The organism is Streptomyces sp. NPDC041796, assembly GCF_055590785.1.
Window position 1 is genome coordinate 1 of record NZ_JBVJAH010000017.1, and the last position, 14,582, is coordinate 14,582.

General features: G+C 68.9%; 10 protein-coding genes. 3 read left to right on the forward strand and 7 right to left on the reverse strand.

What is annotated here, in order from left to right; genetic code table 11:
* On the reverse strand, positions 1 to 362 hold a 362-nt coding region (locus ACZ6C1_RS28750), incomplete at its 3' end, for an IS5 family transposase (protein ID WP_469244669.1).
* A gap of 234 nt (positions 363 to 596) precedes the next feature.
* On the opposite strand from ACZ6C1_RS28750, the gene ACZ6C1_RS28755 reads away from it, so the two are divergent.
* Positions 597 to 1,445 carry an RNA polymerase sigma factor SigF gene (locus ACZ6C1_RS28755; RefSeq protein WP_469244671.1) on the forward strand — a complete coding sequence of 283 codons (849 nt, stop codon included), beginning with the start codon at positions 597 to 599 and terminating at the stop codon, positions 1,443 to 1,445.
* A 268-nt stretch (positions 1,446 to 1,713) separates the two neighbouring features.
* Positions 1,714 to 2,679 (forward strand): YihY/virulence factor BrkB family protein, encoded by a 966-nt coding sequence (locus tag ACZ6C1_RS28760; protein WP_469244673.1) that lies wholly within the window; start codon positions 1,714 to 1,716, stop codon positions 2,677 to 2,679.
* A 48-nt stretch (positions 2,680 to 2,727) separates the two neighbouring features.
* Here the strand turns inward: ACZ6C1_RS28760 and ACZ6C1_RS28765 are convergent, their stop codons facing one another.
* The 3 genes from ACZ6C1_RS28765 to ACZ6C1_RS28775 all read right to left on the reverse strand — a co-directional run bounded on the left by ACZ6C1_RS28765 (position 2,728) and on the right by ACZ6C1_RS28775 (position 10,668).
* The gene (locus ACZ6C1_RS28765; RefSeq protein ID WP_469244675.1) at positions 2,728 to 3,237 is read right to left on the reverse strand and encodes a MarR family winged helix-turn-helix transcriptional regulator; all 510 of its coding nucleotides are present in this window, start codon (positions 3,235 to 3,237) and stop codon (positions 2,728 to 2,730) included.
* Positions 3,238 to 3,475: 238 nt separating this feature from the next.
* Complete coding sequence (locus ACZ6C1_RS28770; RefSeq protein ID WP_469244677.1) at positions 3,476 to 6,088, reverse strand: SpoIIE family protein phosphatase; 2,613 nt, start codon at positions 6,086 to 6,088, stop codon at positions 3,476 to 3,478.
* Positions 6,085 to 10,668 (reverse strand): HAMP domain-containing protein, encoded by a 4,584-nt coding sequence (locus tag ACZ6C1_RS28775; RefSeq protein ID WP_469244679.1) that lies wholly within the window; start codon positions 10,666 to 10,668, stop codon positions 6,085 to 6,087. The genes ACZ6C1_RS28770 and ACZ6C1_RS28775 overlap by 4 nt, the downstream gene beginning before the upstream one ends.
* A 676-nt stretch (positions 10,669 to 11,344) precedes the next feature.
* Between ACZ6C1_RS28775 and ACZ6C1_RS28780 the strand changes: the two genes are divergently transcribed.
* Positions 11,345 to 11,695: a PRC-barrel domain containing protein gene (locus ACZ6C1_RS28780; protein ID WP_469244681.1), complete on the forward strand. Its 351-nt coding sequence runs from the start codon at positions 11,345 to 11,347 to the stop codon at positions 11,693 to 11,695.
* Between the two features lie 29 nt (positions 11,696 to 11,724).
* On the opposite strand, the gene ACZ6C1_RS28785 is transcribed toward ACZ6C1_RS28780, so the two are convergent.
* The 3 genes from ACZ6C1_RS28785 to ACZ6C1_RS28795 form a co-directional block, all read right to left on the reverse strand.
* Entirely contained in the window at positions 11,725 to 12,108 is a 384-nt protein-coding gene (locus tag ACZ6C1_RS28785; protein WP_469244683.1) for an anti-sigma regulatory factor, read from the reverse strand.
* 366 nt (positions 12,109 to 12,474) lie between these two features.
* A complete protein-coding gene (locus ACZ6C1_RS28790; RefSeq protein ID WP_469244684.1) occupies positions 12,475 to 13,353 on the reverse strand; it encodes an STAS domain-containing protein in 879 nt (292 codons plus the stop codon).
* A 657-nt stretch (positions 13,354 to 14,010) separates the two neighbouring features.
* Positions 14,011 to 14,502 carry a MarR family winged helix-turn-helix transcriptional regulator gene (locus tag ACZ6C1_RS28795; RefSeq protein WP_469244686.1) on the reverse strand — a complete coding sequence of 164 codons (492 nt, stop codon included), beginning with the start codon at positions 14,500 to 14,502 and terminating at the stop codon, positions 14,011 to 14,013.
* Positions 14,503 to 14,582: the final 80 nt, after the last annotated feature.

The window sequence follows — 14,582 nt, forward strand, 5'->3', positions numbered from 1 at the left end:
TTCCTTCTGGAGGTCCCCTTTTTCGCCGCCCCGGCGGCGTGCTGGTGGGCCCGGCAGACGGTGGAGTCGACGTTGACCTCCCAGGTGATCAGGCCCTTCGCGTCCGCCTCGGCCTGGAGCTGCGTGAGGATCCTGGCCCAGGTCCCGTCCCGTTGCCAGCGCCGGAACAGGTCATAGACCCGGTCCCACGGGCCATACCTTTCGGGCACGTCCCGCCACGGGGCACCGGTCCGGGTCCGCCACCGTATGCCGTCTATCAGCTGCCGCCGCGTCCACACCTGCGGACGTCCCGGCTTGATGCCTCGCGGCAGTAACGGCTCCATCCGGGCCCACTGGCCATTCGTCAGATCCCCACGTCCCACGAAGCACGATCATCAACGAGCAAGATCCACTTTCGCAACAGGCCCTAGCCGCGTGCGCGCACAGCGCGCGAGCCCGCCCGTGTACGGGTGCTGACGGGGCAGGACCCGGGCACGGCACAGGTCGCGACACACGTCGTGAAAAAAATATGCATGAGACCTGCATGGACGGGGTAGGCGCGGCTCACTGACCGCCAAGATCAATGAGGCGGTGCTGACGTGGGAGGGGACAGGACGATGACGACTTCGGTGGCCACGAGAGGCCTGACGGATGCGGGTGTCGCGGAGCTGCCGATGGTGGCGGACCCGGGCAGGCTCGCGCCGAAGGACGCCCGCGCCCTGTCGCGGATGTTCTTCGACCGGCTGACCGTGCTGGAAGAGGGCACACCGGAGTACCAGTACGCCCGGAACACCCTCATCGAGATGAACATGTCGCTCGTCCGCTATGCCGCCGGAAGGTTCCGCAGCCGCGGGGACCAGATGGAAGACATCGTCCAAGTCGGCATGATCGGACTGATCAAGGCGATCGACCGCTTCGAGCTCTCCCGCGAAGTCGAGTTCCCCACGTTCGCCGTGCCGTACATCGTCGGCGAGATCAAGCGGTTCTTCCGTGACACATCGTGGGCCGTGCACGTGCCGCGGCGCCTGCAGGAGGCCCGCGTCGAGCTCGCCAAGGCGACCGACGAGCTCAGCACCCGCCTCGGCCGTGCGCCCACGGTCCGCGAACTCGCCGACCTGATGAGCCTCTCCGAGGACGAGGTCAACGAGGCCCGGCTGGCCGCCAACGGCTACAGCTCCACCTCACTCGACGCGGCGCTCCACAGCGGCGAGGACGATGACACCGCCCTGGCGGACTTCATCGGCGAAGAGGACCCGGCCATGGAACTCGTGGAGAACTTCCAGACGCTGGCCCCGCTCCTGGACAAGCTCGATGACCGCGACCGCCGCATCCTCCACCTCCGTTTCGTCGAAGAACTCACCCAGGCGCAAATCGGCGAACACCTCGGCGTGTCACAGATGCACGTGTCGCGACTGCTCACCCGCATCCTGGCGCGGCTGCGCGCGGGAATGCTCACGGCCCACTGAGGGCACCGCCCACCGCGCGGCGCGCCACCGAGCGGCCCGCCCGCTGCGGCGTGCGGGCTGCGCCGCTGCGCATCACGCTGTCGTGAACGAGCGATCGGCTCCGTCCCACCCCCGGGACGGAGCCGATCCCCCCTGATCGGGAATCCCCTCGTACGCCCCTGCCACCGCGCCGTGCGCGAGTTCTGCCGGCGGAGACGGACGAGCGCCCACATGATGAGGGCGGAACAGTGCCGCATCACCAGTCTTGTCCCGGTCCTGGGGAGGATCGATGGGAACGGCAGTACACGTACCGCAGACGCGGGACATGCTCGGCGAGGAACTCTCCGGCGACGAAGCCTTCTCGGCGCTGCGGCACTACGGGGGGCGGAAGCTGTTCATCGACGCCTTCACACGCTTTCGCTACGCCGACGGGTTCAGCTCCGCCCGCTCCCTCGGGTACCAAGTCGTACTCGGCATCGTGCCGTTCACCATCGCGCTGGTGGGGATCACCACCACCATGCACACGGAAAGCGTGGGGCAAGCCATTGAACTGGCTCTCGCCCAGATCATTCCCGGCACCAGTACGGAACTGGTGCGGCAGGCGCTCTCCGACACCCGGCGCAGCGCGGACGCCGACACTGCCGGAGCCGTGGCCATGTGGCTGGGTCTCGGCTTCGCCGTCATCAACCTCGCAGCGGCGATGGGACAGATCGAACGCGGCTGCAACCGCATCTATGGCATCGAGCGTGACCGTCCCTTCCCCGCCAAGTACGGCCGAGGAGTGCTCCTCGCACTGTGTGCGGGCCTCCCGCTCGGAGGAGGGTTCCTCGCGATGGTCGCGGGCCGGGGCATCGGGCAGGCGGTCGTCGAGGCGCTGCACTGGCCGCCGTCGCTGCTGAGCTGGTGGCATCATCTGCACCTGCCCGTCGGGATCCTCCTCGCGGCCGTCGCCTCGGCTGTGATCTTCCGCTGGGCCCCTCGCCGGGACCAGCCGGGCTACACCTGGCTCATCTTCGGCTCCGGCATCCATCTGCTCCTGTGGGTGACCGCGACGTGGCTTCTCTCCCTCTACGTCAACAACAGCGGATCGTTCGGAGCGGTGTACGGGCCGCTGACCGCGTTCGTCGCCCTCCTGCTGTGGGCGAACGTGACCGGCATCGCTCTTTTCCTGGGCGTCGCTTTCGCGGCTCAGCTCGAAGCGGCTCGTGCGAGGATCACCGAACCGATTCATCCGGACCCCGGTCCGGGGCCGTGACCCGGATGCTCCGGGGCGGGGAGCACGGGACGGATGCCGTACCGCCGCTCAGGCCGATTCCGCGGACGACGTCGTGCCACCGGCCACGTCGTCCCCCTGGGCAGTGGTGTCTTCGACGGCGAGGCGGAAACTGTTCAGACCGGCGGCGAGCGCCGTGCGCTTCGAGGGCGGCATGGCGGAGATGACCTCGAGCAGTGCGGCCTCCCGGCGGGCGCGCAGGTCCTTCAGGTGGCTCTCACCGCGGCTCGACAGGCGCAGCTCCAGCTCGCGTCGGCTGGCCGAGCTGGGGGAGCGCTCCACGAAACCCAGCGCGTCGAGACGGTCGCACATCCGGCTCACCGACGACGGTGCGGAGCCGAGCACCTCACCGAGAGTACGCAGATTGATCGGCTGGTCGCGCTCCAGGATGTACAGAACCCGCAGCTGCGAGGTCGAGACCGGAGCCGGCGACGTGGTGTCGCGGCCCTTGTTCCACAGCACCTCGAGCAGTTCGATGACCTCCCGGGCGGCCTGTGCGGCAGCATCCCGGTCGGCGCCTGGAGAAGTCTCGGAATGCATGCCCTCAACTGTGACACTTCGCAACGGCCTTGTCAGTCGCTGGGACACAGGGACTCCTCCTTGTACTGCTGGGCAAGGGCTTCACCGCCATGACGCGCCCGGGAACGCCTCCCCGGGGCGATTACACATGCGCATGCAGCCCAGCCTATGCCCACTGCCGGTCACAGCCCAGTGAGGACATCGTCACCCCTCGGGATCAGGAACAGGTACGTGTCGTCGCGAGAACGCGGCACACGTGTCACAGAACCTGGATGCCGATGAGACAGGTGTCGTCGTCGGTGTCGGACTTGCTGTGCGTGAGCAGCCCGTCGAGCCGCTGCTCCAGCGTGGTGGTCGGTATACGGGCGTTGGTCAGCAACTGGGCCAGGGAGTCCTGAACCGACTGGTCCCTGCGCTCGACCAGCCCGTCGGTGTACATCAGCAGAGTGTCACCGGGCTCCATCTGCAGTTCCTCCTCCTCGAAGGTGGCCTCCGAAAGAGCACCGAGGAGGATCCCGCCCACCGTGCGCAGCGTGGTCGCCTTCTGGCCCCGGATGAGAACGGGCGGGAGGTGCCCCGCCCGGGCCCAGCGCAAGGTGTGCCGCTCGGGATCGTACAAACCGCACACCGCTGTGGCCGTCACGTGCTCGGTCAGGTAGTGAGCGACGGTGTTGAGCCAGGACAGGAGCTGGCCCGGCCCGGCGCCGGTGACGGCGAGACCCCGCATGGCGTTGCGCAGCACCACCATGCTGGTCGCGGCCTCGATGCCGTGCCCGGCCACGTCTCCCACGCACAACATGATCTTCTTGGAGGGCAGGACGACGGCGTCGTACCAGTCACCGCCCACCATGGACTCGGATTCGGCCGGGCGGTAGCGCACCGCGACCTGCAGGCCCGGACTGTCCAGCGGAGCCTGAGCGGGCGGCATGATGGCGTGCTGGAGCTGCAGGGTCATGCGGTTGCGTTCGGCAGCCTGCTGCTCGGTGTGCGCCAGCTGGTCGCGGGTCGCCGCCAGGGCCACTTCCGTCCAGTGCTGTGCGGAGATGTCCTGGTAGGCGCCCCGCACCGCCAGCATGCGATGGTCGGCGTCGAGGACCGGCTCGGCGATCACACGAATGTGCCGGGTGACACCGTCCGGGCGCTGGAGGCGAAAGGCCGCGGACGCCGGCCGCCGGTGGTGCAGGACGGCGCGCAGGAACCGGCCGATGGTCACGGCGTCGTCCGGGTGGGCGTGGGCGGTCAGTTCTTCCAGAGGTACGGGACTGGTGTTGTGGGGACGGCCGTAGAGATCGAACAGCTGGTCGTTCCAGGTGATCTCACCGGTCGCGACGTTCTCCTCGAAGCCGCCGATCCTGCCGAGGCGCTGAGCGTGCTGGAGGAGGCTCGCCAGCCGGGCGGTCTCGTCCTCGATCCGCCAGATGAGCAGCACGCTGCTGCCGTGGCGGCTGACACTGATGTCGGCGACGGCGGCGAGAGGGACCTGGTCGACCAGGGCGGTCAGGGTCATCCGCTGGGCACGGAACGGCTCGCCGGTCGCGTAGACCCGCTCTATCTTCTCGAAGAGCTCGCCGCCGCCAAGGGCCATGGGGTAGGCCTCGAGCAGCAGCGCTCCGTTCACTGCGCTGCGCGGGCGACCGGCCGGATCGACGAAGTGGCTGTTCGCGTGATGAATCCGGAAGTCGGCGAGCTGGCCATGGGGGTCGAGATACGGAATCAGCACCAGCGCGGGGTCGTAAAGGCCTTCAGCGAGGTCGACCAGTTCGCTGAGGTCCGGGGTGGTCGCCCAAGGGTTCCCGCCGGGGGAGACGGCGGCGCCCGGCCGGCCCTCCAGGGTGTGGGCGCACAGCTCCGCCAGCGCCTCGATCTGGCGTGCGATCTGCGGCGGCTGCGGTTCCAGGGGACCCGGCCAGCAGATCTCCAGGATCCCGTGCACGCGGCCGCCGGTTCCCGCCGGGAGTGCCACCCGGCCGCCGCCCGGGTTCTGCGCCCAGCCGATGGAAGGCAGGCCCGCCGCGGACAAGGACGTGACGTGCACCGCCTGACGCTCGGCCAGCGCCTGGCGAGCCAGCGTCGACACCCCGGGGGGTACGTAGCGCCAGCGGACGGCCTCGTCGGTGGGGAACCCGGCATGGCCCGCGAGGGTCAGCGAGGCGTCCGGACCCGCCGTCCACACGGCGACGGCGTCGGCCCCCAAGGGCGTCAGCGCGTGTTCCAGGAGCGACTCGGCGACCGCCTGGGTGTCTCCCGCCGCGAGGGCACCGCTCTCAGCCGTACGCAGCCGCACTCCGACGGAGACACCGTCTTCCGCGGCGTCCACGGAGCCCTTCGCTCGCTCGACGAAATCACTGGCCACTTCGGTGACGTGGTCACGTGCCGCCTGGTTGACGATGTCCGCCGCCAGCTCCAGCTGTGAGACACCCGACTCGTCGGCCAGAGCCGCCAGCTGCTGGGCGGCCATCGAGGGCCCGCACTGGAGCCGTTCGATCAACACGCCCTTCGCGAGTTCGATCAGAGCGCGGCCGTCGGCCGCGGCCTGCGCCGCGCGGATCTCGTTACGCAGCCTCTCCACCGTCGCTGCCAGCCGTCCCAGGCCGGTGCCCTCCTCCCGTACCGGGGCCGCCGTGGGAGCGGCCGGCACTGCCGGCTCATCGGCCGGTGCGGACTCCGCGGTCCGCTCCGCCGGAGACGAACCAGGGGCAGGGACGGAGACGGGGGAGCCGGAGGTGGAAACGACCGAGTGAGCAGGCGTCAGTAGCCCGTCGTCGGCCACGGACTCTCCAACATGGTCAGGAGTGCTCACTGTGCTGCTGACTCCTCGGTCGGCGGGGGAGGGGAGGTGGGGCTGCCGGGCCGGCCGGCCCGCGTCACTCATCGGACGGTCAGCCAGTGACCGATGCAGGCGATGAGATCATTGGCGTCCACGGGCTTGGTGACGTAGTCGCTCGCCCCCGAGGCAAGGCTCTTCTCCCGGTCTCCCGGCATGGCCTTGGCCGTCACCGCGATGATGGGCAGCGTGGCGTAGGCGGGATCCTCTCTGATGGCGGACGTGGCGGCGTAGCCGTCCATCTCGGGCATCATCACGTCCATCAGGATCAGGTCGATCTCGGGGTGCTCGCGCAGTGCCTCGATGCCCCTGCGGCCGTTCTCGGCATGCAGGACCTTCATGCCGTGCAGTTCGAGGATCCCGCTGATGGCGTACAGATTGCGGGCGTCGTCGTCCACCACCAGGACCGTGTGGCCGGCAAACGTCCCGTCGACGGGCTGCGAGGGCTGCTGGCGCGTCTCCTCGGGACGTACCAGGGGGAGGACGTCCCCCGGCTCCTCGGCGGACAGGTGCAGGGCGATCCGCTCGCGGAGCTCGTCAAGGCTGGAGATCAGTTCCAGCGGCCGGCTGTCCGAACGGCTCTGCAGCTTCTCTTCCTGGGTCGGCTCCAGACGGCGGCTGTTGTGCGCGAGGACGGGCACGGTCGTCACCGCGGCGTCACCGTCCATGGCGTCCAGGAACAGCAGCGCCTCGTCCCTCGGCATGTCCAGTTCCAGGACGACGCAGTGGAAGGGCCCGGCGGCCAGGCTCTCGGCCGCCTCCTGCGCGCCCACGGCGGTGATGACCTCGATGTCCGCCATGTGCTTGGGCAGGTCCTTGTTCCCGGACAGGTCGGCGACCGCGCTCTCGGCGACCAGGGAGAGCAGACCGCGTGTGCGTTCCTCGACGACCAGCAGCCGGCGCTTCTGCCGGGGCGCCGGGGCAGGCCGGGGCGTCGTCCGGCCGCGCTCCGCCGCATCGGCTCCCTCGTCCGTTGCCGCGTGTCCGACGGCCGCGGCGACGGCACGGATCTCCCAGTCGGCCCGCTCGACCGGCAGATAGAGAGTGAACGTACTGCCCTGCCCCTGCGTGCTCTCGGCCGTCACCGCACCGCCCAGCAGGTGGGCGATCTCCCGGCTGATCGACAGTCCCAGCCCTGTGCCCCCGTACTTGCGGCTGGTGGTGCCGTCGGCCTGCTGGAAGGCACCGAAGATCGCCTCCAGCTGCTGTTCGGCGATACCGATACCGGTGTCCTTGACGCGGAACGCCAGCACCGCCTCACCTCGGTGCACGGAAGGAGGAAGCTCCTTCTCCGTGGCCACCTCGATGCGCAGCTCGACGCTGCCGTGCTCGGTGAACTTGACCGCGTTGGACAGCAGGTTGCGCAGCACCTGCCGCAGTCGTGAGTCGTCCGTCAGCAGGTCCGCCGGAACGCCGGGGGCGGCACTGATGGTGAAGTCCAGGCTCTTCTGTGTCGTCATCGGCCGGAACGTGGCCTCGACGTACTCGAGCAGCTGGCGCAGCGGAACGCGCTCGGGGTTGATGTCCATCTTCCCCGCCTCGACCTTGGACAGGTCCAGGATGTCGTTGATCAGCTGCATCAGGTCCGACCCGGCCGAGTGGATGATGCCCGCGTACTCCACCTGCTTGGGGGTCAGGTTGCGCGTCGGGTTCTGTGCCAGCAACTGCGCCAGGATGAGCAGGCTGTTGAGCGGCGTACGCAGCTCATGGCTCATGTTGGCCAGGAACTCGGACTTGTACTTGGACGCCAGCGCAAGCTGCTGGGCGCGGGCCTCCAGCTCCTGCCGGGCCTGCTCGATCTCGAGGTTCTTGGTCTCGATGTCGCGGTTCTGCGCGGCCAGCAGCGCGGCCTTCTCCTCCAGCTCGGCGTTGGAGCGCTGCAGCTCGTCCTGCTGCACCTGCAGCTCCTCGGAGCGCACCTGGAGTTCGGCCGTCAGCCGCTGGGACTCGTCCAGCAGCTCGTCGGTGCGGGCGTTGGCGACGATGGTGTTCACATTGACGCCCAGCGTTTCCATCAACTGCTCGAGGAAGTCCCGGTGCACCGCGGTGAACGGCGTGAACGAGGCGAGCTCGATCACGCCCAGGACCTGGTCCTCGACCACGATGGGCAGCACGACCAGGCTGCCCGGCGCCGACCGGCCGAGCCCGGACGAGATGCTGACGTAGTCCGCGGGCACTCCCTCGGCGGTGATGGTCCGCCGGCTGCGTGCCGCCTGACCCACCAGGGACTCACCCAGCTTGAAGCGGGTGTGCTCCGTGAAGTCCGCCGGACGGCCGTAGGAGCCGACCAGCGTGAGCACGGTGCCGCCGGAGGCCTCCTCGGCCAGGTAGAAGGCCCCGTACTGGGCCGACACCAGCGGTGTCAGCTCGTCCATCACCAGCTCCGCCACCACAGCGAGGTCGCGGTGCCCCTGCATCAGGCCGGAAATGCGTGCCAGGTTGGACTTCAGCCAGTCCTGCTCCTGGTTCGCCCGGGTCGTCTCGCGCAGGGACTCCACCATGGAGTTGATGTTGTCCTTGAGTTCGGCGACCTCACCGGAGGCGTCGACCGTGATGGAGCGGGTCAGATCGCCCTCGGCGACCGCGCTCGCGACCTCGGCGATGGCGCGAACCTGCCGGGTCAGGTTCCCGGCGAGCTCGTTGACGTTCTCCGTCAGGCGCTTCCAGGTCCCGGAGACGCCCTCGACCTCGGCCTGGCCGCCCAGGCGGCCCTCACTGCCCACTTCGCGGGCGACGCGGGTGACTTCGGCGGCGAACGAGGAGAGCTGGTCGACCATCGTGTTGATCGTGGTCTTCAGCTCCAGGATCTCGCCCCGGGCGTCCACGTCGATCTTCTTCGACAGGTCACCGTTGGCGACGGCGGTGGTGACGAGGGCGATGTTGCGAACCTGACCGGTCAGGTTGTTCGCCATCGAGTTGACGTTGTCGGTCAGGTCCTTCCAGGTGCCGGCCACGTTGGGGACCCGGGCCTGGCCGCCGAGGATGCCCTCCGTACCGACCTCGCGCGCCACGCGGGTGACCTCGTCGGCGAACGCGGACAGCGTGTCGACCATGGTGTTGATCACACCCGCGAGAGCCGCGACCTCACCCTTCGCCTCCACCATGATCTTCTGGGACAGATCACCCCGCGCCACTGCCGCGGCCACCTGTGCGATCGAGCGGACCTGGCCCGTCAGGTTGGACGCCATCACATTGACGTTGTCCGTCAAGTCCTTCCACGTGCCCGACACCCCGCGGACCGTGGCCTGACCACCGAGATTTCCTTCGGTGCCGACCTCGCGGGCGACGCGGGTGACCTCGTCGGCGAAGCCGGAGAGCTGGTCGACCATCGTGTTGATGGTCTCCTTCAGCTCCAGGATCTCGCCCCGGGCGTCCACCCGGATCTTCTGCGACAGATCGCCCTGCGCCACGGCGGTGGTGACCTCGGCGATCGAACGTACCTGGGCCGTCAGGTTGTCGGCCATCACGTTGACCGACTCGGTGAGGTCCTTCCAGGTACCCGAGACGCCCTTGACGTCGGCCTGCCCGCCGAGCCGGCCCTCGGTGCCGACCTCGCGGGCGACGCGGGTGACCTCGTCGGCGAAGGCGGAGAGCTGGTCGACCATCGTGTTGATGGTCTCCTTCAGCTCCAGGATCTCGCCGCGCGCCGTGACGTTGATCTTCTGGGACAGGTCACCCTTGGCCACGGCCGTGGCCACCTGCGCGATGGAACGGACCTGGGCTGTGAGGTTCCCGGCCATGAAGTTCACCGAGTCGGTCAGGTCCCGCCACGTGCCGGACACGCCCTTGACGTCGGCCTGGCCACCGAGGATCCCTTCGGTGCCCACTTCGCGCGCCATGCGGGTGACCTCGTCGGCGAACGAGGAGAGCTGGTCGACCATCGTGTTGATGGTGTTCTTCAGCTCCAGGATTTCACCGCGCGCGTTGACGGTGATCTTCTGGGACAGGTCACCCTTGGCCACGGCCGTCGTCACCTGTGCGATGTTGCGCACCTGGTCGGTGAGGTTGCCGGCCATGAAGTTCACCGAGTCGGTCAGATCCCGCCAGACGCCACCGACGCCCGGCACCTGGGCCTGACCGCCCAGCTGGCCCTCGCTGCCCACTTCGCGGGCGACGCGGGTGACCTCGTCGGCGAAGGCGGAGAGCTGGTCGACCATCGTGTTGACGGTGTTCTTCAGCTCCAGGATCTCGCCGCGCGCGTCGACGTCGATCTTCTGCGACAGGTCACCCTTGGCCACGGCGGTGGCGACCTGGGCGATGTCCCGGACCTGGGTCGTGAGATTGCCCGCCATGGCGTTCACCGAGTCGGTGAGGTCCGCCCATGTGCCGGAAACGCCCGGAACCACGGCCTGTCCGCCCAGGGTGCCCTCGGTGCCCACCTCACGTGCCACACGGGTCACCTCGGAGGTGAACAACGAGAGCTGGTCGACCATGCCGTTGAAGACGGTGGCGATCTCACCGATCAGCCCGTCTCCCTCGTCGGGAAGCCGTGTGCCGAAGTCTCCGTCGCGCACTGCCGTAAGACCGGCGAGCAACTGCCGCAGCTCCGACTCGCCCACCTTGCCGCCCCCGGGGGCCGGCCGCGACCGCGGTACCGAACGCGAACCCTCGACCGCCGTCTCAGCCATGACCAACCTCGTTCCACTCAGATGCCACGACGAAAAGACCGAGCAGACGCACACCCGGAGCGGGCGGCCCCATGCCATTCTTTCGACACTTAACCGTTGCCGTATGACAAATACGCTGAAGGCTAACCCACACGGCGTCACATGGGCAATCGAGTCCCAGGGCGCGATTTGCGCGTGCTGTCCGAATCCCGACATCCATGGAGGGGGCAACCGCCCCCCTGTGACGAGGCCCTCTGTCGCCGCCGTATCGGCCGTTCACGCGCCGCCGCATCAGGCTACGGCTTCGCGCCGACGCGGAGGGCGGTTCGCGGGGCCGCAGGTGACCATCGGCACACCGGGGCGGGCTGCCGCCAGCGGCGGCAGCGAAAGACCCCGCCGTGACGGGGGATGCACGGCGGGGTCCTGCTGCGCGTATGCCCGGCCCACCACAAATCCACACCCTCGGTCGGAGGGGCGCGGCATCCACGGCGTCCGGATGCGTTCCCCGGTCACTTCGGCATGCGTTCCCCCACCGTTCCGAGGGCGTCCCTCCACCCCTTCGGCACGCGCCCCACCGTCCTTCGATGGAGGCGTGCATCGGGCCCCCGGGGGCACCAGCAGCCAACAAGGCGCGGTTTTCGGCTCGGGCCTTTCGAGGACGCGCTCGGGCCTTTCGAGGACGCGAAGGGAGACCCTCATGAGCGAGAACATCTGGGAATATCACCCGGCCGTGGGGCACGTCGACGGAGCCCTGCTCGTGGGCTACCAGGTCGAGGCGACCGACGGGAGCATCGGCAAGGTCGACAAGCACACGGACGAGGTCGGCTCCGCCTGTCTCGTCGTCGACACCGGGCCTTGGATCCTGGGCAAGCGGGTGCTGCTGCCGGCCGGCACGGTGACCGAGATCGACCTGGAAACGCACACGGTCTTCGTCGGCCGGACGCGGGAGCAGATCGAGAACGCTCCCGACTTCGACCAGGACAGGCACCTCGACGACCCCGGGTACCGAAACCTCATCGGTGGCTACTACGGCAGCCCGGCCACGTGACGGTGAGGGACCGGTCCGGCCGCCGGGGGTCATGGGCGTGAGCCCCAGCGCACCGCGACGACGGTGGTTCCCCGCCCCGGAGTGGTCCGGACGTGGAATTCGTCCATGAGGCGGCGAGCGCCGCCCAGCCCATGGCCGAGACCGGACCCGGTGGTGTATCCGTCGATGAAGGCCGTGTCGAGGTCGGGGATCCCGGGCCCCTGATCGGACACCGAGAGCTGCAGTCCGACGCGGCCGGCGCGTCGAATGGTCTTGAGCTCGAAGGTACCGCCGTGCCCGTGAATGTAGGCGTTGCGCGCCAGTTCGCTCGCGGCGGTGACGATCCGGGTCTGGTCCACGAGGCAGAACCCGGCTCGCAGCGTGGCGGCCCGCACGGTGTGACGCAGGGCCAGCAGGTCCTCCTCAGAACGCAACGGCTGAGCCGGGACGGAGTCACTGTGCTCCGCCTCCGTAGCGGTAGTGGCTGAGGGCGGGGTGTGCCGCGTTTCGTCCGGGTCGTCATGGGGGAGCATCGGCAGCCCCTTCCTGAGGCCTGCGACCTCGGTACCGGCCCAGCGCGGCCATGCCGTGCTCGGCGTTGAGGGCGGTTGTCGTGCCGGGAAGGCCTGAGTCAGGTTTCCCTGGTGTGAGGGGCGTGAAGGGGCGGATGCCCGCCCCCGCCCCTCGTCCCCCCGGGCGGGTGGAGGGCGTGGCTGACACGTCGTCGAACCCGGTGAATTCTCCCGTCGCCAGGTACTCGCCCGGACGCAGAACGGGTACGCCTGCACCGAAGGGCGTGCTCACGCGATCGCCGCGGAACCGGCCCGCTGGGCGGGCTGTTCGATGAGCCTCATCGCGGCGGCCAGTGCGTCGGCGAGGGTCGCACGGGTGAGGATGGGGGACAGGTCGATGCCCAACTGGGCGATGATCTGGGCGATCGGTGGGCGGATACCACTGATCAGGCAGTCCGCCCCCATGAGGCGCACCGCGTTGACCGTCTGCATCAAGTGGTGGGCCACCGCGGTGTCCACCGTGGGGACGCCGGTGATGTCGATGATCGCCACATGCGCCTCGTCCCGCTGGATCGCCTCCAGGAGGTTCTCCATGACGACTTGTGTGCGGGTCGTGTCGAGCGTCCCGATGAGGGGTACCGCCAAGACCTTGTCCCACAGGCGCACCACGGGGGTGGACACGTCGAGGAGCTGTCGGCTCTGCCTGTGGATGATCTCCTCGCGCCCCTTCACGTAGGTTTCGAAGGACAGGGCACCCGCGGCATCGAGAAGGCGGTTGACCAACAGCGCCGACGAGTAGAGAGCGTCGGCCTCGCGGGTGAAGTACTGCACCGCCTCGAGCAGCGCCTCCTTGAGCGTGAGCACGGCCAGCGACGTCGCCGTCGGCGTGGCCCCGCTCCGTGCCCGGCGGAGCGACAGCTCGGCGATCCCCTCGCGCAGGACCTTCTGCGTGGCGACGATCCGGTCCGCCGGCTGGTCGCTCTCCAGACCGGACCGCAGTGCGTCGACGAGCACGTCGGCCTCCTCGCGAAGCTCGGCCTCGCTCGGACCGTGTCCCGGCGCGGCCTGCTCCAACTGCAGCTGCACCCAACGGTCGGCCACTTTCTCGGGCTGCTCCCGCAGCACCGCGAGGACATGGACGCGAGCCTCCGGCTCACTGGCGTTCATTCCGATCCACCTTCGCAATAGTTGTCGCACGGCAAAGGTACTCCGCCCTCGAGGACCGCCGAAACCCCGCAAGGGGCAGGCATGCCGGAGCCGATGGTGGGGCACCAGCAGGGACAACGAACAGGTAGGAAGCCACCCGAGCGGTACATGAGCGACAGGGACGTAACGCCACCCGAGAGTGGTGTGCGCACGACGAGGGCGGCGGACCGGCGCGACGCCGGTGCCGTGAAGGCGGCAGCCGCTGTGCCCGAGACAGTGTGGATGCGTGCTGATCCGTGCGCATCCGGGCCTCCTTGCCCCACAGTGCCCGCGTCGGCGGGCGTGGGATGTGGTGGCGCCTTCGGCCGGCTGTCCGTGCGCGTTCCTGGAAGGCGCGGAGCTCCGTCCCGACGCTCCCTCGCCGGCGACCGGGGGGTGGTGGCGCACGGAAACCCATCGTCATCGCGAAGCGGCCGGGGGCGCGTCAGGTGGCGGCTCTCCGATGTTGTCAATCCGTTAATGCACGGAAACTGTTGCCGTTTGACAACTGTACGTCGGAGGAAACACCCTTACGTAGTGGGCCCGTCTGCGTCGGCGTGCCCGCCCCGCGGTCGCACGCTCGAGAAACAAAGGCAGGTGAACCTGTGAAGCGGACGACATGCCGGCCCCGTCCGGGGGTCAGGCGGACTCCGCTGCGTCACCAGTGGCTTTGGAGGCGGCGCCCTCGACGGCAAGGTGGAAACTGCTCAGACCGGCCGCGAGTGCCGCGCGCTCCGCGGGTGGCATGGCGGAGATGACATCGGCCAGCGCCGTCTCCCGGCGGGCGCGCAGGTCCTTCAGGTAGGTCTCACCGCGGCTCGACAGGCGCAGCTCCAGCTCGCGCCGGCTGGCCGCGCTGGCAGATCGTTCGACGAAGCCCAGCGCGGCCAGACGGTCGCACATGCGGCTCACCGAGGACGGTGCCGATCCGAGCACTTCACCAAGGGTGCGCAGATTGATCGGCTGGTCCCGGTCCAGGATGTACAGCACGCGCAGCTGCGAGGAGGACACCGGAGCCGGCGATGCCATGTCCCGGCCCTTGTTCCACAGCACCTCGAGCAGTTCGATGACCTCCCGGGCGGCGTGTGCGGCAGCATCCCGGTCGGCGCCTGGAGAAGTCTCGGAATGCATGCCCTCAACTGTGACACTTCGCAACGGCCCTGTCAGTCTCTGAGACATGAGAGGCCATCCGCTCCTTTTGCTCATTCTTC

Coding starts and splice junctions, on each gene's coding strand:
- ACZ6C1_RS28795 (WP_469244686.1), bottom strand. CDS start 14,502: ATGCATTCCGAGACTTCTCCAGGCGCCGACCGGGATGCTGCCGCACAC.
- ACZ6C1_RS28790 (WP_469244684.1), bottom strand. CDS start 13,353: ATGAACGCCAGTGAGCCGGAGGCTCGCGTCCATGTCCTCGCGGTGCTG.
- ACZ6C1_RS28775 (WP_469244679.1), bottom strand. CDS start 10,668: ATGGCTGAGACGGCGGTCGAGGGTTCGCGTTCGGTACCGCGGTCGCGG.
- ACZ6C1_RS28780 (WP_469244681.1), top strand. CDS start 11,345: ATGAGCGAGAACATCTGGGAATATCACCCGGCCGTGGGGCACGTCGAC.
- ACZ6C1_RS28765 (WP_469244675.1), bottom strand. CDS start 3,237: ATGCATTCCGAGACTTCTCCAGGCGCCGACCGGGATGCTGCCGCACAG.
- ACZ6C1_RS28755 (WP_469244671.1), top strand. CDS start 597: ATGACGACTTCGGTGGCCACGAGAGGCCTGACGGATGCGGGTGTCGCG.
- ACZ6C1_RS28760 (WP_469244673.1), top strand. CDS start 1,714: ATGGGAACGGCAGTACACGTACCGCAGACGCGGGACATGCTCGGCGAG.
- ACZ6C1_RS28770 (WP_469244677.1), bottom strand. CDS start 6,088: ATGAGTGACGCGGGCCGGCCGGCCCGGCAGCCCCACCTCCCCTCCCCC.